We start from the raw sequence: 24,605 nt of genomic DNA, 5'->3' as shown, positions 1-24,605 counted from the left end.
TGGTTGAATTCGATCAGTGCTTCATCTTGTAGTTGAACTTGTGGCACTGTTCGCAGTAGTTGACTTCAGGCTCGTGCTGCATGTGGCAGAGCGTGCAGTCGTTGTTGTGCGGAGCGGTGTGCGGATTCGGTTCGAGCTGCTTCGTCTTGGCTGCAACGTCTTCGCGCTTGTGGCACTGCAGGCACGTCGTTTCGTCCGGATAGTTGGGGTTCTTCATGTCCGGGCCGTGGCAGGTTTCGCACTTGAGGCCGCGGGCGACGTGACGGTCGGCACCGAAGTCGGAAGCCGAAACCGTATTGGCGGCCATAAGACCGAGAACGAGCGAAGAAGCAATCAAAGCTGCGAGTCGCTTCATTTGATGAGTCTCCCGTATCTAGGAAGGTCGGATCGCCTGAAAACACGCAGCAAAGCGATTTTCGGCGGCTCCTTGAAGGGGGTCAGATTATTCGGGTTTTTGATATGCGAAAGGGAAGAAAGGCTTTGCGGCCCCTCTTCCCGAAGTGCGCCGCAGGGATTGCGGCGCACGCTTTCGCTTATCAGCAGCCCTTGAAGGCGTTGGCCGTACGAGCAGCAACGCGGCCGAAGATGATGCAGTCGGCAACGGCAACGGTACCGAGACGGACCATGCCGTGCACGCCGCCCGTCACTTCGCCGGCAGCGTAGAGACCGTTGATCGGTTCGCCGCGAACGGAGAGGACCTGCGCCTTGTCGTTGATTTCAAGACCGCCCATGCAGTGGTGGACGCGCGGCCACAGACGGACAACGAGGAGGTTCTTTTCGTTGGGCGTGGCGTCCTTGAACATCATGCAGTTGAAGTCCGGATCCTTCTGGGCCTTGATGTAGCTGTTGAAGGTTTCGTTGGTCTTCTTGAGTTCGTCGAGCGGGATCTTGAGGTCGGCAGCCATGTCTTCGAGCGTGGCGTACTTCTTGATGACGCCGTTCTTCACGGCGCGGTCAAAGAGTTCCGGCGTCATGTTCTTGCCGATGATCACCTTCTTGGCGTTTTCTTCGGACGTGTAGATGAGGCACGGATGACCAATCGCGACGATGGCGTCGGCGCGGACCTTGCGGTTGCCCGTTTCCTGAATGAAGCGCTTGCCCGTGGCCGGGTCGATCATCGGGCCGTAGCCGACGGCGGATTCGACGAAGAGCGGCGCAACGCCGAAGCCCTGTTCGTCGGGCGAGGTCCACGGACCGAGCTGGATCCAGTCCATCTGAATCGTGTTGGCGCCGATTTCCTGGGCTTCCTGAATCATTTCGCCCGTAGCGCCCGGATGGTTCGTCGACGTGAACTTTTCGTTCAGACGCGGGTCGTGCGACATACGCATCTTCACGTTGTTCGAGAAGCCGCCCGAAGCGAGGAGAACGCCCTTCGTGGCGCGGATGTAGACGACCTTGCCGGAGTTTTCACGGCCGAAGCGATAGTTGATGCGGGCCTTGACGCCAAGGACGCACTTCTTGTCGTTGACGATGATTTCGTCAACGATCGTGCGAAGACGCGGCGTGATGCCGAATTCCTTGAGCTTGGCGAGCATCGGGTTGATGAAGCCCGAGCCCGAGTTGTTCGTGACGGCGTGCGAACGCTTCACGGAGTGACCGCCGTGGAACGTAACGGCCTTGAACTTGACGCCGATCTTGTCGCGCAGCCAGTAGAAGTTTTCAACGGATTCGTCGGCAATGCGGCGAGCAAGCGACGGATGGGCGAGGCCGCCGCCGGCCTTCAGGATGTCTGCGTAGAGGAGGTCGGGGCTGTCCTTGATGCCTTCCTTTTCCTGCATGTCGGTACCCGCAGCAGCAACGGCGCCGCCGTTGATGATCGAGTTGCCGCCGGCGGTCGGCATCTTGTCAACCACCATGATTTCCTCGTTCTTCATGCCGAGGTAGTGCGCTTCAAGCGCAGCGCCCAGACCGGCAAAGCCCGTGCCGATGATCAGAAGGCCGGTCGTTTCGTCCCACTTTTCGGGAACATTGGTGCTCGCGTGCGCAAGAATCGGGGCGGCCGCGCCGGCGATGCCGAGGCTGAGGGCGCCAGCGGTACCGAAGAGCTTGCGACGAGAAATCGAAGTGGTCATGTTTCTTCTCTCCTATTTGGTGAATGTCGGCGGCGGGCTCGCTCCTTCAAAAGCGGTCGGCTCGGCTTGAGCGATAACGCTCCTGGCGGCCTCTGTCCGCGACAAGCTAAAGTTTAGGAAGACCGAACGACCTGTGAAACCCAACTAGTTGGGTGAACGAAACTGAGGCTTACCCTATACGACAAGAAAATGGCAGAAGGCATCAGTTGCCGAAAATGCGAACTTTTTGCCGAAAGATACGGGTAATGTCCAATTCACTTTCCGTGGTTCGACGACCACGTCCGAAGCCCGTTTTCACTTTCATCAGGGCCGCCGAAATGTCTACCGCTTTCGAAGGATGTATACGGGAATTGCTTACTTCACAGGATGCGTAGGCGCCTTGCATACTATCGGTCATGGCGACAGCAAAACGATTTTCCAAGGAGTGGTTCGAGGCGCTCCGAACCGAGCGCTTCTGCGGCGAGTGGTCGACCGAGCGCGGTCCGAGGCTGCCCACACACCCTTGGGTGACTCATCCTCTGCATCCGGCTCTGCGTGCGTTCTTTGATACGTACGGAGAGGAGCTTCCATTGGTGCCGGAGCGTTATTTTTTCCCGACGACGCAGGTGACGCATTTCGTGCTTGTGCGCGACGGTCTCACCGCTCGGATTGCGTCGACCTTTGACGGACAGCCCGGAGCGGGCGCCATGGCGTTGAGTCCGCCCAATCGTCTCGCTTGCGGCAACCTCAACTGGACGACTCATCGTCCGGCCATCGGTCGGTACATGACGCTCACGCACGCGACACTCTCGAGCATCAGTCACAATCAGTTCGACGAAGTGATCTCGGACGCACCCAAGGAGATTCTTCGCAAGCTTTTCGCGCAGTTTGAGCTCAATAATCTGAGCGACCGCATGGGCTTTGCGCTCCTTGCGCTCATGCCCGCGATCGTTCGCTTCCAGGCGCTCTTTCTTTCCTGGGCCGTCTATTTCGGGAAGATTGAAAACATCCCGGGCGAGGGCGACTTCGTGACGATGCCTGCGCCGGGCAGACGCTGGCACATCGAGCAGGTGATTTGCTCGTCGTCGGTGACCCTCGACAAAATCGTCGCCGAGCTCGCGCACACGCACGGTTATGAACGAAACGGCGAATTCGTCCGCTTCCGCGCTTCGATGCTGCAGACTGCGCACGACTGGATGCGGCATGGCGACGGCGACGGCGTTCTCTACAAGCGCCCCGAGCACGTCGAGGATCTCCTCTACGGCGCGCAGTCGGGCGAATACGATTGATCGCTTGCGAGTGAGAGGGCTCGGGTGCACGATAAAGCCCGAGCAAAAACGGACGAAAAATCCCGCTATAATCGCGCTTCGCTTCTCTGGGGAGTAGCCGAACGACGAAACCGGTCCTTTTGACCGACGCCTTCGTCCGACCCGTCGTCAACATACTTGAAGCGCGTCTTTTGTCGATCCCGCAAAAGAGCGCAGTACACGCTTCATGGCGGCGGACGATTCGAGCCCTGCGCTCGAATCGCCGGCAAGACCAGCGGCTCCGGCGAACTTCGTGCATGCCCACCGAAATCAGGAGATGGGCGGCGGCCTTGACAGGCGAAGTCTGCGGACCGTTGTCGTCTTCCGAATCCTGTCGCTCGTGCCGCTGCCCGCTTTTCCCATCATGTTTCTCGAAGCCGCCGGCCTCTCGACCCTCGTTGTCGCCGCTTCCGAAATCGGCGACAAGACGCAGCTTCTTGCGCTCATTCTCGCCGCACGCTTTCGCGCGCCCGTGCCGATCATTCTCGGCATTCTCGCCGCGACGATTTTCAACCACGCGCTTGCGGGCATCTTCGGCGCCGCACTCGCTTCGTGGATCAATCCTGTTTATTTGAAGTGGGCGCTTACGATCTCGTTTCTTGCCATGGCGGCGTGGATGCTCGTGCCCGACAAAGCCGACGATGATGTCAAGACCGAGGGCCGCTTCGGCGCTTTCGGCACGACGCTCGTTCTCTTTTTCTTGGCGGAAATGGGCGACAAGACGCAGCTTGCGACCGTGGCGCTTGCAGCGCACTATCAGGCGGCTTTCTCCGTTGTGGTCGGCACAACCTTGGGGATGCTCATAGCGGACGTGCCCGCCGTCTTCGTCGGCGAATGGATCATGAAGCGTGTGTCTCTGAAGACCATGCGCGTTTTCTCCTGCGCGATCTTCGTGGGGCTTGCGGCGCTCGCTTTCTTTGCGCCTACGGAGAGCGTGGAAGACCTCGCGAGCATTGAAAAGTCGACTGCGCCCGCCACCCTTGAAGCGCCGCCCGATGGCGGCGGTGCCTCTGAAAAAGCACCTCAAGCACCCGTAGGAAGGTAAACGCACTCGGGGCAGGTCGCTGCGACTTGACGCGCGCCGATCGGCAAGTTGCAAATTTGCGCAAATTGCAGTTGGTATCGCGACCGCGCGGCCCTACAATCGCCTCTGACCGAAAAAACATATGCGGCAGTCGTACCTCGAAGGGGAGAAGCGCCGCCGCATGCATCGATTAGAAGAGGATGGACCATGACGAGTATGCAGACGGGCGCCGCCCCCACGGAAGCCGAAATCGCACAGTACGAAGCTGCGCTTCGGGCGGAATTGTTGCCCGCCATGGGTTGCACCGAGCCGATCGCTTTGAGCTACGCGGCCTCGATCGCGGCTTCGCGTCTCGGGGGCTTCCCCGACGAGATGATTGCGGAGGTGTCCGCCAATATCGTCAAGAACGTCAAGAGCGTGGTCGTTCCCAATACGGGCGGGCTCACGGGCATTGAAGCCGCGGTGATCGCGGGTTTTGCCGCCAACGCCCCCGACGCCAAGCTCGAGGTGCTCGCGCGCATCACGCCCGAGATTCGCGAGAAGATCGGCGAACTGGTGAAGACGCGCAAGGTCGATGTGGTGCCGACGAAGGAGCCCGACGTTTTCTACATCCGCGTCACCGGGAAGAAGGACGGCAAGACCGTTTCCGTCACGATTCGCGCTTCGCACACGAATGTCACGCGCATCGTCGAAAACGGTGAAACGGTGTACGAACACAACGATACGCCTGAAATCGAGCCGCCCGCCGAAGCCGCCTGGTCGCTTCCGGCGCTCATTGCCGCGGCCAAGACAATGCCGCTCGAGCGCGTCGAGCCGCTTCTGATGCGTCAGATCGACTGCAACCGCGCCATCGCCGAAGAGGGACTGCGCGGCAAGTGGGGCGCGACGATCGGCCGCATCCTCCTCGCGCGCAATCCCGAAGACCCGGAAACGGTGGCGCGCGCCATGGCGGCAGCTGCGTCCGACGCCCGCATGAACGGGTGCGAACTCCCTGTCGTGATCGTTTCTGGTTCGGGCAATCAGGGCATTACGGCAAGCCTTCCCGTCGTCGTCTTTGCAGAACACCTGAAGGCCGGGCGCGAAGCGATGCTGCGCGCGCTGCTCCTTTCGGACCTTGTCACGATTCTCTTGAAGCAGGGCATCGGCAAGCTGTCCGCCTATTGCGGCGCAGTGAGTGCAGGCGCGGGAAGCGGCGCTGGCATCGCGATGCTCTCGGGGATGAAGGACGCGGAAATCGAGTCGGTCGTCTCCAACGCGCTCGCCATTACGTCGGGGATGATTTGCGACGGCGCGAAGTCTTCGTGCGCGTCGAAGATCGCCATGTCGATCGAAGGGGCGCTGCTGGCGATCGACATGGTGCGCAACGGTCGCCGCTTTGAAGCGGGCGAAGGCATCGTGCAGCCGAGCGCCGACGAAACCGTTCGCGCCGTCGGCCGCATCGCGAGCCGCGGCATGGTCGACACCGACAAGGTGATTATCGACGTCATGCTCGGCAGAAACCGCTAAGCTTCCTCGGTGCGTGCCCGAAGTCGGCACCCGTACCGATAAAAGCGAAAAAAAAAACGAAGGCAGCGTTTGCAGAAGCGCTGCCTTCGCGCCTCTAACTACTCGGTAAACGGCCGGTTGTTGTCAAAAAGTGTTGCCTTCTCGCTACAGGATACAATCCCAACCGATAGGTCGGTCTGTGTGCGTCTTCGGCTGACGCACCCGCCGCGTAATATTGGGGCGTCGAAAATCGAAGCGGCGTCTTCGGTGCGTGCCGAAGCCCTTTTCGAATTTCGATTGCGTGCGCCCGCGCGACGTTTCCGAGTGAAGAAACGCCGCTTGCGTTCAGGGCGCCCGTACGAAAAAAGAAGCGCAGCCAAAGCGCGAAAAAGTTAAGCGCAGTCGAAAACACAAAAAGAAGAGACAAAGCAATGACTGAAAAGAGCTTCGAAATTCGAGCTTGGACCGACGAAGATTTCGCCGGGGAAGCCAACGCCACGCGTGCGCCTCTTGCGGCGAGCGGGGCCATTGAATTCGATTCAACCGGTGGGTTTGCTTTCGAGGCGGCCGCCTATGACGCCGACGATGTCACGTTCACGGCGGGGGTCGAACGGCGCGCCGCCATGCAGCGGGCCGAACACAAGCCGCGCGGTATGGAGAACGCCTCGCAGCGCGCGCCCGAGCGTAAGCGCGTCAAAACGAGCTTTGGCGCTTTTGCAATCGACGTAGACGCGGCGGAACTCCCCGGTGCGCTGCGCGCGATTCTTGCCGCCATGCCCGATTCGGCGAACGACTTGGCCGAGTCGAAGGAAAGTGCGGTTCGCGAAGCGCTCGCGGGGCTCTCGGGGCTTGACGAATGCGTGATCGGGAAGCTCGCGCGCGACGCGTCTGCAGCCGTTCGCCGCGCGCTCTGCGGCAACGATGATGCGATGGCGCGGCTCGACGAAGAAGCGCGGCAGGCGCTTCGCGAATCGATCGCGTGAGTGTTGCCGCCCGTCAAGCGGGCGGCTGTCGAGCGCAAAGAAGAGAAGCCGAGAACGAAAAGCCGGCGCTGCCCGAAAAAGCAGCGCCGGCTTCTTTGTTCTGTCGGCGGATTGGACCGTGGCGAGCCTTACTTCCACTCGATCAGCGAGTGCCCCGTCATTTCTGCGGGTTGATCAACCCCCATGAGCTCGAGGACGGTCGGCGCAACGTCGGCGAGCACGCCCGGTCGCACGGCCTTCACGCGATCGGAGACGACCACGATCGGCACCGGGTTGAGCGAATGGGCGGTATTGGGCGAACCGTCGGGGTTCACCGCATTGTCGGCGTTGCCGTGGTCAGCAATCTGCACGACTTCGTAGTCCGCGGCCTTGGCGGCCTCAACAACTTTTTCTACCGCACGGTCGACGGCGGCGACGGCTTCAAGGATCGCATCCCACTTGCCGGTGTGCCCGACCATGTCGCCGTTGGCAAAGTTGAGGCAGACGAAATCGTACTTTTCCTCGGCAAGCGCCGCAGCGAGCTTCTCGGCCACTTCGGGCGCGCTCATTTCGGGCTTGAGGTCGTAGGTCGCGACCTTCGGGGAGGCAACGAGAATACGCTCTTCGCCTTCAAAGGGCGCCTCGCGGCCGCCGTTCAAGAAGAAGGTCACGTGCGCGTACTTTTCCGTTTCGGCAATGCGAAGCTGCTTCAAGCCCTTGGCGGCAACCCACTCGCCGATCGTGTTGGCGACGTTTTCCTTGTCAAAGAGGATGTGGAGCCCTTCGAACGTGGCGTCGTACGGCGTCATCGTTGCGAAGTAAAGCGGCAGCGGCTTCATCCCCTCGACTTCGCGCTGCGTCAGCACGGTCGTGAGTTCGCGTGCGCGGTCGTTGCGGAAGTTGATAAAGAGCACCGCATCGTCGGGGCGGATGCGCCCGACAGGGCGGCCCGCTTCATCGACGCGCACGACGGGCTTGACGAATTCGTCGGTGACCCCCGCCTCATAGGAGGCTTCAAGCGACTTCGCGAAATCGGTTGTCGCTTCGCCGCGCCCTTCGACGAGGAGGTCGTAGGCTTCGCGGATGCGCTCCCAGCGCTTGTCGCGGTCCATGGCGTAGTAGCGCCCAATCATGCTCGCGAGTTCGCCCGCGGCTTCCCCCGAGGCGAGAAGGTCGCCCAAGGCGCGCACAAAGCCGATGCCGCTCTTCGGGTCCGTGTCGCGTCCGTCCATGAAGGCATGAACGTAAACACGATCGAGGCCTTCGGCCTTGGCGAGCTTCAGAAGCGCAAAAAGGTGCTCGAGGCTCGAGTGCACGCCGCCGTCGGAGAAAAGCCCCATGAGGTGCAGCGCACGACCTTCGCCCTTGGCGTGCGAAAAGAGTGCGCCCACTTCCGGGTTCTCGATCAGCGTGCGGTCGCGGCAGGCGCGGTTGATGCGAACGAGGTCCTGGTAGACGACGCGGCCGGCACCGATATTGAGGTGACCGACTTCGGAATTGCCCATCTGGCCTTCGGGCAGGCCGACGTTTTCGCCGTCCGTGCGCAGCTCTGCATGCGGATAGGCGTTCGTCATGGCTTCGATGTAGGCGGGGTGCCCGGCACGGATGGCGTCGGCCGCTTCGCTTCGGCCGCAGCCCCAGCCGTCGAGAATCATGAGAAGTACTTTGCGGGTCATGAGACAAGTCCTTGAAAAGTCGGTTTCGTGTCGGGTGTGCCATGCGGCGCACGACGGCGCCAAAGCGGCGCCCGCCGCAGCGCCCGACGGGTTGGGCCGCATTCTAAATGCTCGGCGGGGACTTTCGCCGCACGAATGGTTGTAAACGTCGCGAAAGAATCGCGCGGATGCGAGGAACCGAAAAAAAGGCCGAATCGGCGAATCGATCGTGTCTCGACGGGTTGCTGCGAGCCCGTTATTCTCCGCTCTCAGGCAGATTCGCGTTGCAGACTTTTTTCTTATAGAAGACGAAAATGCCTGTTTTTAAAACTTTCAGCGGGTCGCGCGTACCCGTACATATCTGGACCGATGAGGTCGATGCGGCTGCCGAGTCGCAGCTGCTCAACATCGCGTCGCTTCCTTTTGTTTTCCACCATGTCGCCGCCATGCCCGACGTGCACGTCGGCATGGGCGCAACGATTGGTTCCGTCATCGCGACGAAGGATGCGGTCATTCCTGCCGCCGTCGGCGTTGATATCGGCTGCGGGATGTGTCTGCAGAAAACCAACCTCACGGCCGATCGCGCTTCGCGCGCGGACCTCGAAGCGCTTTTCGAAAAGATCCTCGAGCGCATTCCCGTCGGCATGCGCCAGCGCATGACCGAACATGTTGTCGCGACCGCCTGCGAGCCTTTCGAAGACCGCATCGCCGCGATCGAAGCGAAGTACCCCGATATTCTGAAGCCTATGCGCAACATGAATTGGCGTCGCCAGCTCGGTACGCTCGGCGGCGGCAACCACTTTATCGAGCTCGTTGCGGACGAAACCGGCGCGCTCTGGGTGCTCCTGCACTCGGGTTCGCGCGGTGCGGGCAACGTCATGGCCGCACACTTCATTCGCTTGGCGAAGAAGCGCATGCGCGAGCGCGGCATCGTGCTCGCCGACTCGGCGCTTGCGTACTTCGAAAAGGGCGAAAAGCTTTTTGAGGACTATCTCGAGGCGACCGCCTGGGCGTCGGACTATGCGGCGGCAAATCGCCGCGTGATGACGGCGGATGTGCTCGCAGCGCTCGACGACGTCTTCCCCGGGTTCGAACCCGTGGGCGAAGCAGTCAATTGCCACCACAACTTCGTTGCGCTCGAGCGCCACTTCGGCGAAGACGTTTGGGTGACGCGCAAGGGGGCTATCCGAGCGGGTACGGGCGAATTCGGCATCGTGCCCGGGAGCATGGGCGCGCGCAGCTACCTTGTCGTCGGACTCGGCAATGCGGACGCCTTCATGTCGTCCGCGCACGGCGCGGGCCGCCGATACGGACGCAAGGACGCGGCGGCGCGCTTCAGCGTCGAGGATCTCAAGCGCGAGACTGAAGGCATCGTCTGCCGCAAGGATGCGGGCGTGCTCGACGAAATTCCTTCGGCGTACAAGTCGATCGATGTCGTGATGGCGAACCAGAGCGATCTCACGCGTGTCGTACATGCCTATAAGCAGCTTCTTTGCGTGAAAGGCTGAGTGCCGCGTGAAGACGCGCCGCTTCAGAAGCCCGCAACTTCTTGCGCGTCCGCGAGAAGCGCCTTCGCTGCGGGCGAGGCGGCACGCGAGAGCGCACCGACGGGGAGCGCTTCGACGATGCGCCCGCCGTCCAAAAAGAGCACGCGGTCGGCAAGCGCTGCAGCCGCAGCGAGGTCGTGCGTGATAAAGAGCATGGCGGGCGCGCCGGGTCGGCGGCGCATTTCGATGAGGAGTTCGATCAAATCGGCGCGCACCGATGCGTCGAGCGAACTCATTGCTTCGTCAAAGACGATGAAGGCAGGTTCGGCGGCAATGGCGCGCGCAAAGGCGACGCGCTGCAGTTCGCCCCCGGAGAGTTCGTGCGGGCGCCGCCCGAGCGCTTCGGGTTTTAGGCCCATGGCTGCGAGGAGCGAAGAGGCTTTGGCGTGCGGCTCCTCGAGCGCAGCGCCCGAGAGGCGAAGTGCTTCAAGAACGCAGGTTTCGGCGCGCCAGCGCGGGTCAAGGGCGTCGGTCGTATTCTGAAAGACGGCCGAGATGCGTCCGGGCAAGCGCATGTCGCGGGCGTATCGAATCTCGCCCGCGTCCGCGGCCTCAAGTCCGAGGATAAGCCGCGCAAGCGTCGTTTTGCCCGCGCCCGAAGCGCCGACGAGCGCGACGGCTTCGCCGCGCCGGATGTCGAGGTCGATGCAGCGAAGAACCGGCAGGCTCGCGCGTTCGGTTCGCACAGAACCGAAAAGGCGCGATCGAAGCGACGCCAAAAAGCCGGCAGTCTGCGTTCGGGCTTCGAGTGCCAGTTCGCTCGATTCGTTCGGACATGACGTGCTTCGCCGAGCCGAGGCATTCGAGCATGGGTAGGCTTTTGAGAGTCCGCGCACGCTCAAAAGTACATCCTCGCCCGCCGTCGTGTTCGCAGCGTTTGCTTGAGCGGCGTCGGACGCACTTTCGGGGGTGAGCACCCGAAGAAGCGCGCGCGTCATGCTTCTTCGTGCCGCAACAAGGCGCTGCGTGAAGGGATGCCCCGGGCTGTCGAGCACCGAGCGCGTACCCGTCTCGACGATTTCGCCGCGGCGCATCACAACGACGCGCCTCGCGAGCGCCTGCGCAACGGCGAGGTCGTGCGTGACGACGACAAGCGCTGCACCCGTAGCATCGACGAGCGCCTGAAGAAGCCGCACGACTTCGCGTGTCGAGCTTGCGTCGAGCGCGCTTGTCGGTTCGTCGGCAACAACGATTTGGGGCTTTAGGAGCATGGCTGCGGCAACCATGGCGCGCTGCAGCATGCCGCCCGAAAGCTCGGCTGGCCGCGCAGCGAGCACGGTCTCGATCGATTCGGGCGCAAAGCGCAGCGCTCCGAGCACGCGGCGGATCTCGGCCGCGTGTTCGGCTTTCGTTTTCTCGGGCGCGGCCTTACGCGCGGCATCGAGGAGCTGCCGCCCGACCGCCAGAAGCGGATCGAAGGCGCTTGCGCCCTGCTGCGTGAGGTAGCAGAGTCCCGTACCGAGGAGTCCTTGTGCGCCTCGAGGGTCCCGAAGAATGTCGCGCCCGAAAAGTTCGATGCTGCCCGTTGCGCGCAGACATTTGGGCAAAAGCCCCGCAGCCGCACGCATCGTGATCGACTTCCCGGCGCCCGACTCGCCGATCACGGCGAGCTTTTCGCCCGCACGGAGTTCGAGGTTCACCGAGCGCACGAACGCTTCACCCGTGCGGCGGTTTTCGATTCGAAGCCCTTCGATGCGAAGCAGCGTTTTCGTCGTGTCATTCATGCTTCGCGCTCCGGCTGCGGCGTTTCGGCCGTGTGGTTGTCGGGCACGATTCGGCCGGGCTCCTTCGGGCGCAGCGCCGACTCGAGGCCGTCGCCCGCAAAGCCGAAGGCGGCGCTCACGGCGAGAATCGCAAGCCCCGGCGCAAGCATGAGGCCCGGGTGGATCGTCATGACGTTTTTGGCTTCGGCGAGCATCATGCCCCATTCGGCTGCGGGCGCCTCAACGCCGAGCCCCAAGAACGAGAGCGTTGCCACCGTCAGGATGACCGCGGCCGTGTCGATCGTCGCAAAGACGAAGAAGTCGCCGAGCACGTTCGGTGCGAGGTGCGAGAGGAGAATGCGCGTGCCGCTCGCGCCCGAGAGCTTCGCAAAGACGATGTAGCCCGCTTGCGAGAGGCGCGCGAGCGCCGAGCGGATCATGCGGGCGTGCCAGGGCCACTTGGCTGCAACGCAAGCAAAAACAACGTTTTCCAGCCCCGGCCCGAGCATCCCGACGACGGCGAGGATCATTACTTCGCTCGGCAGCGCCATCCACGCGCGCGCCACACGCATCATGAAGCGGTCGAGCGCGGCCGAGCCGCTTGCGGCAATCCCCGACCACAGGGCGCCGACGGCAGCCGTCGCGCACATCGCGGCGACCGCTGAAAAGACCGTCGTGCGGATGCCCCAAACGAGGCGCGAGAGCACGTCGCGACCCAGGTGATCGGTGCCCAAAAGATGTTCGAGGCCGGGGGCGGCGAACTTCTCGGCCAGCGCGATCTTGTTGGGCGAAGGCATCGGCAGAATCGGCGCGAGCACGCCGAGCGCGAGCACGAAGAGTATGAAGACGAAGGCGGCGAGCGCCGCTCGGTCTTCGACAAAGCGCGACCAGAGCGTGGGGCCGAGTCCGCGCTTGTCGCGGCAAGGCTGCGCACTGCAAGCCGCGGGGGCTTCGTATTTAAGAGGACGCCTCATGCCGCGCCCTCCCTCTCTTTGGCCGGGAAAGCCGCGGTGCGGCGAGACGGATCGAGCATCGCTTCGGCAACATCGGCCAAGAGGCCGAATCCCGCAAAAAGCGCCGCCATGACGAGCACGTAGGCTTCGACGACGGGGAGGTCTCGGTTAAAAATCGCCGTGACGCAAAGGCGCCCGAGACCGGGCCGCGCAAAGATGTTCTCAACGACAAAGGCGCCCGCCATGAGCTTCGGAATCGAAATGCCGAGCGCAGTGATGCTCGAAGCGAGCGAGTTCACAAGAATGCGCAGCGTGATCCGCCCTTCGGAGAGGCCGCGCGAGCGCGCAAAGACCACCCAGTCTTCGTCGGCCGTGCGAACCATGGCGCTTCGAATCAGACGAACGTATGTGCCGCTATAGGCAAGCGAAAGCGTGAGCGCAGGGAGCACAATCGCCGAAGGCTCGCGCATGCCGCTTGTCGGCACCCAGCCGAGCTCGAGCGAAAAGAGCCAGATGAAAAGCAGTCCCGCCCAGAATGCGGGCATCGAGGAGGAGAGAAAAATCGCGCCGCGCATCAGCCGGTCGGGGAGGCGCCCCTCGTACTTCGCGCAAAGAATGCCGGCAGGGACGGCCGTCGCCAACGTGATGAAGAGTGCGGCGAGCGCGAGGCGAACGGTGGGCCAAAAGACGCGCGCGATTTCTTCAGCAACGGGGAGCCCCGTTACGAAGCTTTTCCCGAAGTCGCCCCGGAGGATGCCGGTGAGCCAGTCGGCATAGCGCACGAAAAACGGTCGGTCAAGACCGAGTTCGCTGCGCATCTCGGCAACGAGTTCCGGCGTCGGCACCATGGCATTGAGGCGAATGGCGACCTCTGCGGGGTCCGAGGGCGAGATTGCGGCGAGCGAAAAAACGACGAGCGACACGCCGAGCAGCGTGAGCGCGAAGATGACGAGCCGTTTCAAAAGGAAGCCGAGCATTATTCGTTTGCGCGTTTGGGAGCGGCAAAGCGCATCTTTTCAAACGGAATTTCGTACTGCGTCACGGCAAAGCCCACGTTCTCGAGCTTCATCGAATGCACGGCCTTCGTGCGCGAGTAGCTGATCGGCAGATAGACGGCCGAGTCGTGAATGCGAACGAGTAGTTCCCTCAGAATGGCGTTGCGCTTGGCTTCATCGTTTTCAATGAGGTAGCGCCCGATCGCGGCGTCGATTTCGGCCTTCCCTTCAATGCCGAGCTGTGCCTGGTAGTCGCCGTGTGCGGGTTCGCGCCACGAGGAGAGGAAGCTCTGCGGATCGTAGGGGGCGCCCCAGGAGAGCGAATAGGCGAGTTCAAAGTCGCCTGCGCGCACGCGGTCGAGGTACGTCTGCTTTTCTTCGCCTTGGAGCTCAACCGCGACGCCGAGTTCGGCGTAATTGGCCTGAATCGTCTCGGCAATGCTCTTTTCCTGGGTGTTCTTCGCGTTGAAGACGAAGCGCAGCTTGAGCGTTTGACCGTCCTTCACGCGAAGTCCGTCTGCGCCGCGCGTCCAGCCGGCGGCGTCAAGACGCTTCTCGGCCGCCGCACGGTCGAAGGGGCGCACGGCGAGCTCGACGTCGCAGCCCGGGACGTTCTTGGCAAAGAGCGTTTCTGCGGGCGACTCGATACCGTTCAAAACACCCGAAACGACGGCCTGGCGGTCGAAGGCGAGCTGCAGCGCTTCACGCACGTTTTTGTCGCTCGTCGGCGCTCGATTCGAATTGAGAAGAACGGTGCGGCTTGCGATCGGCTCGCTCAGCTCGGCGGCAAGTCCTTTTTCCGCGCCCTTTTCTCTGATCATGGAGAGCGCTTCGCTCGTGAGCTGATCGCCGTCGGCGCCGAAGATCAAATCGACTTCGCCCTTTTCGAGCGCCATCAGCATCGTCTGCGCGTCGGGCATGACAACCCAGCGCACGCGCTCGAGCACGGGCTTTTTGCCCCAGTAGTCGGCGTTGCGCTCAAAGAGCGCGTGTTCGTCGCGCACGTGTTCGGTGAGGCGCCAGGGGCCGGTGCCCGCGTAGCAGGAGACGCCCCCTTTGGTCGCGCCGTCCTTGAAGCACTTGGGCGAAATGAAGCGGAAAGGACGGCTTAGGGCGAGTTCAACCAAGGCCGGGAAGTACGCATGCTTCAGGGTCAGTCGGAACGTGTGCTCGTCGAGCGCTTCGAACGTGTCGATCTCGTTCACCATGTCGAGCCATGCGTGGCGCGTGCGGTTGGCGACAATCGCTTCGAAATTCTTGACGACGCTCTCGGCCGTAAAAGGTTCGCCGTCCGTGTAGGCAACACCCTTTCGAAGTGAGAACGTGTACGTGCGCCCGTCGGGCGAAAGCGTCCAGCTTTCGGCCAACGCGGGTTTGACGCCTTCGGGCGTATTGACGACCAAGGGCTCGAACACCATCGCCTGCGCAGACATCTCGCCCATGTATAGGTGCGGATTGATGTCACGGATGTCCTTCATGCTCGCGTAGACGACTTCCGAGCGCGGCTGCGCCTCGCGTGCATTTCCGGATGCAGCCGCTTCGCGTGCGTCCTCCGAGCAGCCCGAAAGCAGCAGCACGAAGAGGGCGCCGGCAGCCAATCCGCAGCCGATCGGGCGGTTGAAGCGAAGCGCGGGCGCGGCATTGGTGGTCATGCTTGGTGGTCCTCAGAGTGGCGCGAAGGTGGAGGCGCAAAAGAAAGGGGCGCGTCGAAAGAGATCGCCGGTGCGGGGCCGCCCCAACGATCCTTTCGATTCTATCGGGATCATACCGAAGCGATCTGTCGCGCACCGAACGGATTCTTTCGGATTGTTGCCTGCGGCTCTCGTAGCCTCTCTTCAGCCGCGCCGATCAGGCAACCTTGTGACGGAAGAGCCACGCGCTCATCGGGAGCGTGACGGCGGAAATGAGAAGCATCGGCCAAAGGAAGGGCGCAATGTCCGCAGCGCTCGCGTTCTCAAAGTAAATCATGCGAACGGCCTCGATGCCGTAGCGCACGGGGTTGAGAATCGTAGCTGTCTGCAGCCACGGCGGCATCGCCGCAACGGGCGTCATGAGTCCCGAGAGGATGAGGGAAGGCAGGAGAATGATGAAGTTGAAGACGACCGACTGCTGCAGCGTACGGCACATCGCCGAAATCGAGAGCGCAAGTCCCACGATGCTCGCCGCAAAGAGCGTGACGACCCCGAAAAGAAGGACGAGGTTTCCCGCAAAAGGAATTTCGAACCACCAGCGGCAGACCGAGAAAATCAGAAAGCCCTGAAACACGCCGATCGCGATGGGCGGAACGGCCTTGCCGACAAAAATTTCCGCGGGTGAAAGCGGCGTCATCAGCATCATGTCGAAAGAGCCCTCTTCGCGCTCGCGCGAGACGGCAAGCCCGGCAAGGAGCATCACCTGAATCATGGAGAGACCGAGGATGAGGCCCGTCATGATGTTGTAGCGGGTGATGTTGTTTTCGTTGTAGCGGTAGCGCTCCTTCATGACAAGCACGCCTTCCGTGCCCGCGCGCTCGGCGTTTCTGGCTGCGACGATGGCGCTCACGTAGCCTGTGGCGACATTGGCGGTCGTGGTGTTTCTCGCGTCGACCGAGACCATCACGGGCGCCTTTTCGCCGCGCGCAAGACGATCGGCAAAGTCGGTCGGAATCGAAATGCCGATGAGCGCATCGCCGTGGTCGATCGCTCGGCGCAGCGCCGCTTCGCTTGCTGCGAGCCCCGCGCGCTCGAAGATGCCGTTGGCTTCAATGCGGCGCACGAGCGCTTCGCTCTCGGGCGAGCGCGAGGCGTCGTGAATGACATAGGGAACCTGTTCGAGGTTGAAGGTGGCTCCATAGCCGAAGAGCACCGACTGCGCGAGGATCGGCACGACGAGAATGCGGCGCACGCCCGGGTCGAGCAAGAGCGTCGTTGCCTCCTTGCGCATGAGCGCGCGCAGGCGAATGAAGACGATGAGAAGCGGCTGAAGAATCTTCGAGAGCATCATCTTGAGGTTCCTGCGGCCTGCGTCAGTCGAGGCGCTTGCGCGTCAAATTGAGCGCAAGTCCGAAAAAGAGCGTGCTCCACGCGGCTAGGAGCGCCGCATTCGATCGAACAATGTCGTCCGATCCGCCCGAGAGACAAAGAATCTTCACCGACTCGATCGCATACGTGGGCGGCATCAAGTGGCCGACCCAGGCGATCCAGTCGGGCACGCTTCTGAGGTCGAAGAGGTACCCCGAAAGAATGAGCGCAGGGAGGTAGCTTCCGATCACCGCCATCTGAATTGCGACGAACTGGCGCTTTGTGGCCGCCGAGAGAAAGAGTCCGAAGCTCATGGCCCAGAGGTTGTAGATGAGAAGCGTTGCGATCAGGTACCCTAAGTCGCCTCGAACGGGGACCTCGAAAACGAGGCGCGCGAGCGCGAGGCAGAGAAGAAGTCCGAGCGTCGAAAAGCCGTAGTTGACGCAGAGCTTGGCCGAAAGGATTTCAAGGGGTGTTGCGCGCGTCGTGCAGAGCGACTCCATTGTGCCGCGCTCCCACTCGCGCGCAATCACGATGCTGCCCATGAAGCTGCAGGTAAGCGTCATGACGACGATGGTGAGGCCGGGAACGAGGTACCAGGCCGATTTGTTCGCCTCGTTGAACCAAGCACGCGTCTCGAGCACGATCGTGCCGGGCAGTGCGCCCGCACTCGAAGCGGACACAGCAGTCGCTTCGTCTTCCAAGAGAGTTTCGTTCTCGCTCCGAGCGGCCTCGGCCGAGTCAGAATCGGCTGCACCCGAGCGAGAAGATTGGCTCGAGACCGTTCCGAGCGAGAGCGGCCGCAAGGGCATGGCGAACCGATTGTCGTCACTGCCGGTGCCCGCATCGTTTGCGGCAGCTGCCGCGCTTTGCGCCGCACCTGCCGCCGAAGCGGCTGCCTCGGCAGCAAGCCCTTCGCTCGAGGCGCCGATAACGGCGAGTGCGTCCTCGCGGGCTTCGCGCCGAGCGAGAAAATCGGCGAGCGCCGCCGATGCGTAAGTTCGGATGATCATCGCGGCTGACGCATCGACGCCGTGAATTGTGAGCGATATTTCGCCGGCGCCCGCCGCCGTTTTCTGCGCGAGCCCCTGCGGCAGCTCCACGATCACATCAACGAGCTGCCGGCGCATGAGGTCTTCGGCCGCTTGGCGCGTCGGTACGATTGTCGTGTCAAAGTAGGCGCTTCCCGTAAAGCGCGCGGCGATTTCGCGCGTCATCGGCGTGGATTCGCCGAGCACGACCGCGCTCGGCACGCGCTGCAGGTCCATCGAGAGACCGAAGCCGAAGAGCAGAATAAGTGCAGCTGGGAGGAGCACCGCGATGATGAAGCTCGAAGCGTCGCGCTTCATCTGGCGCCACTCCTTGACTAGGAGCGCAAAGAAGCGCCTCGGCGAAAAGCCGATTGCGTCTCCAAGGGCGTAAGCGCGGCGTGAAGTCATGCTTCGGCCTCCTTCGGGCTGCGCCGGTTCGCTCGGTTTCGCTCGACGATCCGAACGAACGCCTCTTCGATGCTATCGGCGTCGACCGCTCGGCGGACCTCGCGCGGTGCGCCGAGAACGAGCACCTTGCCCGCGTCCTGAATGAGAAAGCGGTCGCAGTACTCGGCCTCTTCCATGAAGTGCGTCGTCACGACGACAGTCGTGCCGGCTTCGGCGAGCGAGACGATGCGCCGCCAGAAGGTGCGGCGCGCGGCAACGTCCGCGCCCGAGGTGGCTTCGTCAAGAAAAAGAATTGAAGGCGAATGCACGAGCGCGCAGGCCATGGCGAGTTCGCGCTTGGCCCCGAGCGGCAGCTCTGCGGTGCGCCGCGAGAGGTGCTTCATGAGCGACCCTTCACGCGCGAGCCGATCGACGGCTTCGTCGAGCCTTCGGCCGTAAACGCCGTAGCACTCCCCGAAGTAGACAAGGTTTTGCCGCGTCGTGAGGCGTTCGTAGAGGGAAAACTTCTGCGCGACATAGCCGACGCGCGCACGCGCTTCGGATTTGGCGTGCCTGAGGTCCGCACCCGCAACGGCAATGTCGCCTTCCGTGGGCGGCAGTAGCCCGCAGAGCATGCGGAAGGTCGTGGTTTTGCCGGCGCCGTTCGGTCCGAGAAGTCCGAAGATTTCTCCTTTGGCGACCGTGAAGCTCGTGTCGGAGACGGCTGTGAAGCCGCCGAAGCGTTTAGCGATGTGGTCGGCGCGAATGACGGGGTCTTCGTTCCCGCCGCTATGGAGAAGTGCGGCTTCTCCATAAGCTGCGGTCGCGCGCTCGGTGCTCGTCAAATTCTGCCCCGAAGTGAAAGTGAGCGCCGCGTAGGCGTCCTCAAGCCGCGGGACGCGTTTGGCAACTGCGAGTGTCGGGGCGCGATCTCCTTGCGGCGCCGGGGGCTCGATGCGCTCGTTCATCGACGGTGCGGCAAGAAGCGCTTCAAGCGCCTCACGTGCCGCATCAGTGCTTGCGGGTGCTCGCACGAAGAGGACCTCGATTGCGTCGCCGCGCGGCACGGCGTCGAGCACGGGTGAAGCGGGGTCGACGGCGGCTACGCGCCGCATGAGCGTACGTGCCGTTCGGGTCGCGTCGTCCGGGTTGATCGCCGTCGCGCGAAAGGTCCTTCCCGCCGCACGTGCGCGAATGGCTTTGGGCGCGTCCTGCGCGATCACGCGTCCATCGGCCAAGAGGACGACGTCGTCGGCCGCTTCCGCTTCTTCAAGATACGCGGTCGAAATGAGGGCGCTCATGCCGGTGCGGCGGCGCATTTCGGCGACGATTCTCGCGAGTTCTCTGCGCGAGAGCGGGTCGACCCCTACCGTCGGCTCATCGAGGATGAGAAGCTTCGGCTCGGCGAGGAGTGCGCAGGCGAGCCCGAGCTTTTGCTTCATGCCGCCCGAAAGTTTTCCGGCGGGGCGCTTTTCAAAGCCCGCGAGTCCCGTGAGGGTCAGCAGCTCCGAAAAGCGCGATTCGAGCGCCCGACCGGCGATCCCGGCGAGCGCGCCGAAAATTTCCGCGTTCTCGTAGACGCTCAGGTCTTCGTAAAGTCCGAAGCGCTGCGGCATGAAGCCCAATAGCGAAACAAACTCGGGATTTTCCGTGTCCGGCCGCATGCCGAAGACTTCCACTTCACCCTCGTCGGGTGAAAGGATTCCGCAGATGAGGCGCAGGAGCGTCGTTTTCCCAGCGCCGTCCGGGCCCGTGAGGCTTGCGAGCGCCCTCGTCTTCATCTCGAAATTGATGTCTTCGAGCGCGGCAAATAGCTTGCCGTCGGGACCGGGAAAGCGCTTCGCGAGTCCGCGCACGAGAACGGGCGGCTTGCGAAAATCAGGGGAACTTATCATGGCTTCGCGCTCGCGGGAGCGGCGTCGCCAAAGCGAACAGTGACGGGCTGACCGAGGCGCAGGCGGTTATCGGGGTCTTCGAGCGTGAGCTTCACTTCGTAGACGAGTACGGTGCGCAGGTCTTCGGTCTGAACGGTCTTCGGCGTAAATTCCGCCGTATCGCTGACGGCGGCAATCACGGCGGGCACGGGGTCCGTCGTGTCGGTGAGAACGACAGCCGGGTCGCCCTCGCGAACGAGTCCGAGCTGGCGCTCCGTTACGTAGGCGCGCACCCACTTGGGCGAAACGATCGAGAGTTGATAAACGGTTCGCGAAGGCGATGCCATGTCTCCGGGTTCGGCAAGACGCGTTCTCACGACGCCGTCCATCGGTGCAAGGATGACGGCTGCCTTTTCGAGCCGATAGTCGAGCGCATCGAGCGCTGCGCGCGCGGCCTCAACCCGGGCGATGGCGGCGTCGACCTCCTGCGGGCGGAGCCCAGCGCGGTAGGCCGAGCGCGTCGCTTCGGCTGCCTGGAGCTGGCGCTTAAGGGATTCGGCCGCGTAGCGGGCATCGTCCAAAGCCTGACGGCTCGTTGCTTGCGATTCGAAAAGGTGCTTCTGGCGTGCGTAAGTGCGCTCGGCACTCGCGAGCTGCGCCTTGAGCGATTCGGCGTTGCGCTCGGCGACTTCAATGTCTTCGGTGCGGTAGCCTTCTCGGGCCATGGCGGCCTGCGCTTCCAGGGCGGCGAGGTTTGCTGTCAGGCGACGTTTTTCGATTTCCAAAGACTCCGTGTCGAGCCGGCCGAGGATGTCGCCCTTGCGAACACGCTCGCCTTCTTCGGGGCCGAGTTCGGCAATGCGGCCGCTTCCTTCGAAAGCAAGCGATACGTGCCGAGCGTCAACGTTTCCCCAGGCCTGATTGGCGGGCGTATCGTTCTGCGTCTGGCGCAGCTGCCAGGCTGCGACGCCGAGTGCGGCGACAAGGAGAGCGGGGACGGCGATTCGGGCAAAGGACATCGGTCAAAAAAGCGCGCAGAGGCGAGCGGAAAGCTCGTTTCGGTTGTCAAGAGCGTCTTGTTGCGAGGACGCATGGCCGTTATGTCGGACGGAATGTCCGATTCGAGGCATTTTAACGGGCGCAAAACGCAACGACGGATCGCGTACGAAACGTCAGTCGCGTGCGACAAAGTGCTGTTTGTCGGCTAAACGGCGCGGAAACCAATCAAGGGCGAGCAAAAATGCGTCAAAAAGAGATGCCAAAAGCCCGATCAAATACTGATCGGGAATTGTCTTGGGTGTAAATAGCCTGAAAATGCAAAAACTCCAGGTGTTTTAGAGGTGCGATCGTTGTCGGAAGCCTAAAATCAAAGTGGTCAAGATCAATTTTGAAAGGATATGTCGATGGCGACGAATAACGATACCAAGTCCTCGGCAAGATTGGCTGCTGAGAACCTCTTCAGCAATTTCCCGAAATCCCCCTCGGAACCGCTGGTCCCGACCGACGATACCTCTCGCAAATCGCGCCGCGGGCGCAAGATAAACGGCTTTGCGCATGCCGCGTATCACGAAGAAGCCAAAATGCAGCCGATCCCCGTGAAGCGTGCTGCAGGTCGTCCGCCTAAGGACAAACCGTATTCGGCGATGATTCGCGTGCGTGTCTTTTCAGAAACAGCAGAAGCGTGCATGGCGCGCGGCGGCTCCGCGTTCATTCGCGGTGTGCTCGAGATGGCGACGGGCGAGCCTTCCGAAGAAGTGATTGCCAAGAATGCGCCGAAATCCCGCCGCATGAGCGAAAGCGCCATCAGCGCTGCCGGTCTGCGTCGAGTCGGTCCCGACGGGTTCGGCACCAACATCAAGCGTCTCGACCTGGGTGCCGAAGCACCGCAGACGCGCCGCACGACGGGCTCCGTCGATGTCGCTCCCGTGAACCTCACGCAGTTCTTCGTTCGCAACCCCGATCAGACCTACGTGGTGGTCGCCGTGGGCGATTCGATGAAGGATGCGGGGATCAACGACGGCGACATTCTCGTGGTCGACCGCTCGATTACGGCCAAGAACGGCGACATCGTGCTTGCCTATCTGGACGGCGCCTTTACGGTGAAGCGGGTTCGCTTCACTTCGAGCGGCCAGGTGGAGCTTCTCGCCGAGAACGCCGAGAAGAACTACCCGACGATCGAACCCGACGAAGACGAATTCCACGTTGAAGGCGTTGTGACGGGGATGATGCGCAAGATGCGCTTCTAAGGCGCGTTGCGCGATTGCAGCCTGCTCGAGCAGCCGACGAGGCACTTTTCGGTACTTTCGGTGTGCTTATCGGCGCCGCTTCTCAATCCTCCGGGAGGCGGCGCGCCGGGTTCGAGTCCGCTAAAAAGTCAATCCAAACAAATCAAACGCTCGCAGCCGTTTCCACCCGGCGCGAGCGTTTTTTTGTGGCAAATCGAGATTGCGTTGAGCACTCACCGGCCTATTTGTCCGTATCAGTGCTTTGATCAACGTAAGCCTGAAGCTTTCGGGCGATGTCGGCATCCTTACGCTGCTTGCGCTTCGTTTCAAGGCTCGCGGCAAACCCGGCAAAAATGATGACGGCGATGCCCGTGCCAGAGAGGAAGTCGATCGGCTCATCAAAGAAAAGAAGACCGATCACCGCGGCAAAGACGATCGCAGAGTACTGCAGCGAACTCGTCAGCAGCAGGTTGCCGCCGCCCCAGGCACGCGTGAGCGAGAGCTGCGCGAGCATCCCACAAATGGCGACGCCTAAGAGCGGGACGACGTTGTCCGTTGTGATGGGGGTGAGCGGTCCTTCGAACGCAAGATGACCGCCTAAGCCCGCAATCGTGCCGATCAGGGAGAAATAGAAGACGATGCGGTAGGTCGGTTCCTTAAGAGCGACGATTTGGCGGATTTGAAATTGAGCGAGCGCCGCAAAGAAGCCTGCGGACAGACCGATCAGCCCGGCGGTAAAGTCGCTCGAACGTACATCCGGATGCAGAACGAGCGATATGCCGACAAAGCCGAGCAGCACGCACCCGACAAGCTTCCACTCGATCGGTTCGCGGTGGCGAAGCGCCAAAACAATGACGATCGCAGCCATAAAGAGCGGCGACGTGTAGTCGAGCGTCATTGCGGTGCCGAGCGGCAGACGTCCGAGCGCCCAGAACCAGACAAGAAGCGCCATTGTGCCGAGAATGCTGCGCTTGAAGTGTCCCCAGGGGTAACGCGTTTTGAGCGTTTGACCAGGGGTGGCGAAGGCGATGGCACCCAAAACGAAAACCGCAAAGATCTGTCGATAGAAGACGAGCTCAAAAGTACCGAAGGCGTCTGCGCCAATCTTCGTAAATGCCGCCATCAATGCGAAGAAGAAAGAGGCGGCGAGCATCCAGAGACTACCCATGGTGAAGCCTCATTTGCCGAAGGCAACGCGCCGGCCGTTCAGCGGCTGAATCGGACGGGTGTTGTCGCCCAGGATGTCTTTGATTTGTTCGATCTCTTCTGCGGCAGCCTCTACGGGATCGGCAAGCACGATCCACTCGACGGGTTCCGTATAGGGCGGCGTCGTGAGACTCCCGGGGAAGGCATAGTGATGAAGCATCGGAGGCAGGAGCGGCGAAGGGTCGTAGCCCTGAAATTCTTTGGGCGGCTCGTCTTCAAGCGGTGCGTTCGCGAGAAGCGTTTGAAGTGCAGGGTTGCTCTTTCCTGCCTTTACAAAAGCGCCGAGCACGAGAAGCGGTCCGTGATGCTCGGGCGTCGACTCGATCGGCCCCTCGGCGTCGACCGTCTTCTCATAGACAAAGTGCGTTTCCATCGGAAAGTGCTCGCCGTCAATGAACGTTTCCGAAGGCGTATGAAAGTGGAGCTGGCGCAGCGTGTAGGTGTCGGTGCCGCGCTGCAGTGTGTCGCCGGGCGTAAAGCGGACTTCTATCGTGTGGCCGGTGTGAAGAATCTCCGACGCGTTGTCCTCAAAGTGAAGGGTGAATGGTTCGGCCGCGTCTTTGACGGCGGTCGTATGAATGGAGACCGGGCACTGGTAGCGTCGAACAGGTTCCGCGCCGACAGAAAGTTCCTCAAGGCTCGGCAGCGACATCATGGCGCAGCCAAGGCAGTGAAAACGAAGATAGTTGCTAGCGTACATTTCTAAAAAACTCGAAGCCCGACCAACGAGCAGTCCGGGCTTCAGGAGCGGTTCACCTTTTTGTTCAGCATAGGATAGCGAAAGCGCGGCGAGCTGCGAGCTCTTCAAATCGCAAGGAGCGGTTGTGCGGCGATCGAAGATAAGAGATGGTAAGTTTGTTTTGTGACTTTTGCGTATTTTGACGGACTATCCTTGACAGATTCCGAACAGGTAGGCAGAATGCGCAACCTCGCCGCTCGCTGGAGCGGACGAAACAAGAGCGAAAGCGGCGAAATTAAAAATTCTTCGAAATTGCTCTTGACAAACAGACACGAAATCAGTAAGATTTCAATTCTGCACTGAACGAAATGTTCAGCAGCTCTTTAAAAATTCGATTCAACGAACCGATAAGCGTGAACGTCGTAGAGCGGCGAATTTCTTAGGGAGTTCTCGAAATTTTACGAGTTCGCGCTTTGATGGAAAGCCGAAAGACGAAAGTTAATTCTTTCTCTTTCAATTCCG

The 24,605-nt window shown here is 61.7% G+C and carries 19 protein-coding genes; 6 read left to right on the top strand and 13 right to left on the bottom strand.

The features are described 5' to 3' along the window. Positions 1 to 13 precede the first annotated feature (13 nt). Together H6A60_RS05565 and H6A60_RS05560 are read right to left on the bottom strand one after the other, a co-directional pair. Positions 14 to 355, bottom strand: coding sequence for a cytochrome c3 family protein (locus tag H6A60_RS05565; RefSeq protein WP_205102424.1), 342 nt, complete (start codon positions 353 to 355; stop codon positions 14 to 16). A gap of 181 nt (positions 356 to 536) precedes the next feature. Continuing rightward, positions 537 to 2,072, bottom strand: coding sequence for a flavocytochrome c (locus H6A60_RS05560; RefSeq protein WP_205102423.1), 1,536 nt, complete (start codon positions 2,070 to 2,072; stop codon positions 537 to 539). A 572-nt stretch (positions 2,073 to 2,644) separates the two neighbouring features. On the opposite strand from H6A60_RS05560, the gene H6A60_RS05555 reads away from it, so the two are divergent. The 4 genes from H6A60_RS05555 (at position 2,645) to H6A60_RS05540 (ending at position 6,850) form a co-directional block, all read left to right on the top strand. After that, positions 2,645 to 3,340, top strand: a complete 696-nt coding sequence (locus tag H6A60_RS05555; RefSeq protein ID WP_205102422.1) for a Crp/Fnr family transcriptional regulator — start codon at positions 2,645 to 2,647, stop codon at positions 3,338 to 3,340. A gap of 271 nt (positions 3,341 to 3,611) precedes the next feature. Next, the gene (locus H6A60_RS05550) at positions 3,612 to 4,403 is read left to right on the top strand and encodes a TMEM165/GDT1 family protein (RefSeq protein WP_338054839.1); all 792 of its coding nucleotides are present in this window, start codon (positions 3,612 to 3,614) and stop codon (positions 4,401 to 4,403) included. A gap of 186 nt (positions 4,404 to 4,589) precedes the next feature. Continuing rightward, positions 4,590 to 5,888 (top strand): L-cysteine desulfidase family protein, encoded by a 1,299-nt coding sequence (locus H6A60_RS05545; protein ID WP_239477612.1) that lies wholly within the window; start codon positions 4,590 to 4,592, stop codon positions 5,886 to 5,888. Between the two features lie 410 nt (positions 5,889 to 6,298). Next, a complete protein-coding gene (locus tag H6A60_RS05540) occupies positions 6,299 to 6,850 on the top strand; it encodes a hypothetical protein (protein ID WP_205102421.1) in 552 nt (183 codons plus the stop codon). 128 nt (positions 6,851 to 6,978) lie between these two features. Here H6A60_RS05540 and gpmI read toward each other — a convergent pair whose 3' ends face one another. Further along, on the bottom strand, positions 6,979 to 8,505 hold the full coding sequence (gpmI, locus tag H6A60_RS05535; RefSeq protein ID WP_205102420.1) for a 2,3-bisphosphoglycerate-independent phosphoglycerate mutase: 1,527 nt from the start codon (positions 8,503 to 8,505) through the stop codon (positions 6,979 to 6,981). A gap of 293 nt (positions 8,506 to 8,798) precedes the next feature. On the opposite strand from gpmI, the gene H6A60_RS05530 reads away from it, so the two are divergent. After that, on the top strand, positions 8,799 to 9,992 hold the full coding sequence (locus H6A60_RS05530) for an RtcB family protein (protein ID WP_205102419.1): 1,194 nt from the start codon (positions 8,799 to 8,801) through the stop codon (positions 9,990 to 9,992). Positions 9,993 to 10,015: 23 nt separating this feature from the next. Here H6A60_RS05530 and H6A60_RS05525 read toward each other — a convergent pair whose 3' ends face one another. From H6A60_RS05525 to H6A60_RS05490, 8 genes are all read right to left on the bottom strand, one after another. Continuing rightward, entirely contained in the window at positions 10,016 to 11,755 is a 1,740-nt protein-coding gene (locus H6A60_RS05525) for an ABC transporter ATP-binding protein (protein WP_205102418.1), read from the bottom strand. Beyond that, positions 11,752 to 12,708: an ABC transporter permease gene (locus tag H6A60_RS05520; protein ID WP_205102417.1), complete on the bottom strand. Its 957-nt coding sequence runs from the start codon at positions 12,706 to 12,708 to the stop codon at positions 11,752 to 11,754. Before H6A60_RS05520 ends, H6A60_RS05525 begins: the two co-directional genes overlap by 4 nt. Then, positions 12,705 to 13,664: a nickel/cobalt ABC transporter permease gene (gene opp1B, locus H6A60_RS05515; protein ID WP_205102416.1), complete on the bottom strand. Its 960-nt coding sequence runs from the start codon at positions 13,662 to 13,664 to the stop codon at positions 12,705 to 12,707. Before opp1B ends, H6A60_RS05520 begins: the two co-directional genes overlap by 4 nt. Beyond that, a complete protein-coding gene (gene nikA / locus H6A60_RS05510) occupies positions 13,664 to 15,334 on the bottom strand; it encodes a nickel ABC transporter substrate-binding protein (RefSeq protein ID WP_205102415.1) in 1,671 nt (556 codons plus the stop codon). Before nikA ends, opp1B begins: the two co-directional genes overlap by 1 nt. 196 nt (positions 15,335 to 15,530) lie before the next feature. Next, positions 15,531 to 16,664, bottom strand: a complete 1,134-nt coding sequence (locus H6A60_RS05505) for an ABC transporter permease (protein ID WP_205102414.1) — start codon at positions 16,662 to 16,664, stop codon at positions 15,531 to 15,533. A gap of 22 nt (positions 16,665 to 16,686) precedes the next feature. Beyond that, positions 16,687 to 18,120: an ABC transporter permease gene (locus H6A60_RS05500; RefSeq protein WP_205102413.1), complete on the bottom strand. Its 1,434-nt coding sequence runs from the start codon at positions 18,118 to 18,120 to the stop codon at positions 16,687 to 16,689. Next, positions 18,117 to 19,994: an ATP-binding cassette domain-containing protein gene (locus tag H6A60_RS05495; RefSeq protein WP_205102412.1), complete on the bottom strand. Its 1,878-nt coding sequence runs from the start codon at positions 19,992 to 19,994 to the stop codon at positions 18,117 to 18,119. The genes H6A60_RS05500 and H6A60_RS05495 overlap by 4 nt, the downstream gene beginning before the upstream one ends. Next, complete coding sequence (locus H6A60_RS05490; RefSeq protein ID WP_205102411.1) at positions 19,991 to 20,992, bottom strand: HlyD family secretion protein; 1,002 nt, start codon at positions 20,990 to 20,992, stop codon at positions 19,991 to 19,993. Before H6A60_RS05490 ends, H6A60_RS05495 begins: the two co-directional genes overlap by 4 nt. Positions 20,993 to 21,376: 384 nt before the next feature. Between H6A60_RS05490 and H6A60_RS05485 the strand changes: the two genes are divergently transcribed. Beyond that, positions 21,377 to 22,219: a LexA family protein gene (locus tag H6A60_RS05485; protein ID WP_205102410.1), complete on the top strand. Its 843-nt coding sequence runs from the start codon at positions 21,377 to 21,379 to the stop codon at positions 22,217 to 22,219. Between the two features lie 220 nt (positions 22,220 to 22,439). Here H6A60_RS05485 and H6A60_RS05480 read toward each other — a convergent pair whose 3' ends face one another. Next, the gene (locus H6A60_RS05480) at positions 22,440 to 23,366 is read right to left on the bottom strand and encodes a DMT family transporter (RefSeq protein WP_205102409.1); all 927 of its coding nucleotides are present in this window, start codon (positions 23,364 to 23,366) and stop codon (positions 22,440 to 22,442) included. 9 nt (positions 23,367 to 23,375) lie between these two features. Next, positions 23,376 to 24,104, bottom strand: coding sequence for a carbonic anhydrase family protein (locus tag H6A60_RS05475; RefSeq protein ID WP_205102408.1), 729 nt, complete (start codon positions 24,102 to 24,104; stop codon positions 23,376 to 23,378). Between the last annotated feature and the right edge of the window lie 501 nt (positions 24,105 to 24,605).

The sequence above is a fragment of the Sutterella massiliensis genome (assembly GCF_016899755.1).
GTDB lineage: Bacteria > Pseudomonadota > Gammaproteobacteria > Burkholderiales > Burkholderiaceae_F > Sutterella > Sutterella massiliensis.
The sequence above is the reverse complement of the archived record's forward strand: the minus strand, read 5'-3'. Positions and strand labels throughout refer to the sequence as shown.

What these genes read in the sequence shown, in the direction of transcription:
- H6A60_RS05565 (WP_205102424.1), bottom strand. Translation starts at nt 355, where the DNA reads ATGAAGCGACTCGCAGCTTTGATTGCTTCTTCGCTCGTTCTCGGTCTT.
- H6A60_RS05560 (WP_205102423.1), bottom strand. Translation starts at nt 2,072, where the DNA reads ATGACCACTTCGATTTCTCGTCGCAAGCTCTTCGGTACCGCTGGCGCC.
- H6A60_RS05545 (WP_239477612.1), top strand. Translation starts at nt 4,590, where the DNA reads ATGACGAGTATGCAGACGGGCGCCGCCCCCACGGAAGCCGAAATCGCA.
- H6A60_RS05540 (WP_205102421.1), top strand. Translation starts at nt 6,299, where the DNA reads ATGACTGAAAAGAGCTTCGAAATTCGAGCTTGGACCGACGAAGATTTC.
- gpmI (WP_205102420.1), bottom strand. Translation starts at nt 8,505, where the DNA reads ATGACCCGCAAAGTACTTCTCATGATTCTCGACGGCTGGGGCTGCGGC.
- H6A60_RS05530 (WP_205102419.1), top strand. Translation starts at nt 8,799, where the DNA reads ATGCCTGTTTTTAAAACTTTCAGCGGGTCGCGCGTACCCGTACATATC.
- H6A60_RS05525 (WP_205102418.1), bottom strand. Translation starts at nt 11,755, where the DNA reads ATGAATGACACGACGAAAACGCTGCTTCGCATCGAAGGGCTTCGAATC.
- H6A60_RS05520 (WP_205102417.1), bottom strand. Translation starts at nt 12,708, where the DNA reads ATGAGGCGTCCTCTTAAATACGAAGCCCCCGCGGCTTGCAGTGCGCAG.
- opp1B (WP_205102416.1), bottom strand. Translation starts at nt 13,664, where the DNA reads ATGCTCGGCTTCCTTTTGAAACGGCTCGTCATCTTCGCGCTCACGCTG.
- nikA (WP_205102415.1), bottom strand. Translation starts at nt 15,334, where the DNA reads ATGACCACCAATGCCGCGCCCGCGCTTCGCTTCAACCGCCCGATCGGC.
- H6A60_RS05505 (WP_205102414.1), bottom strand. Translation starts at nt 16,664, where the DNA reads ATGATGCTCTCGAAGATTCTTCAGCCGCTTCTCATCGTCTTCATTCGC.
- H6A60_RS05500 (WP_205102413.1), bottom strand. Translation starts at nt 18,120, where the DNA reads ATGACTTCACGCCGCGCTTACGCCCTTGGAGACGCAATCGGCTTTTCG.
- H6A60_RS05495 (WP_205102412.1), bottom strand. Translation starts at nt 19,994, where the DNA reads ATGATAAGTTCCCCTGATTTTCGCAAGCCGCCCGTTCTCGTGCGCGGA.
- H6A60_RS05490 (WP_205102411.1), bottom strand. Translation starts at nt 20,992, where the DNA reads ATGTCCTTTGCCCGAATCGCCGTCCCCGCTCTCCTTGTCGCCGCACTC.
- H6A60_RS05485 (WP_205102410.1), top strand. Translation starts at nt 21,377, where the DNA reads ATGGCGACGAATAACGATACCAAGTCCTCGGCAAGATTGGCTGCTGAG.
- H6A60_RS05480 (WP_205102409.1), bottom strand. Translation starts at nt 23,366, where the DNA reads ATGGGTAGTCTCTGGATGCTCGCCGCCTCTTTCTTCTTCGCATTGATG.
- H6A60_RS05475 (WP_205102408.1), bottom strand. Translation starts at nt 24,104, where the DNA reads ATGTACGCTAGCAACTATCTTCGTTTTCACTGCCTTGGCTGCGCCATG.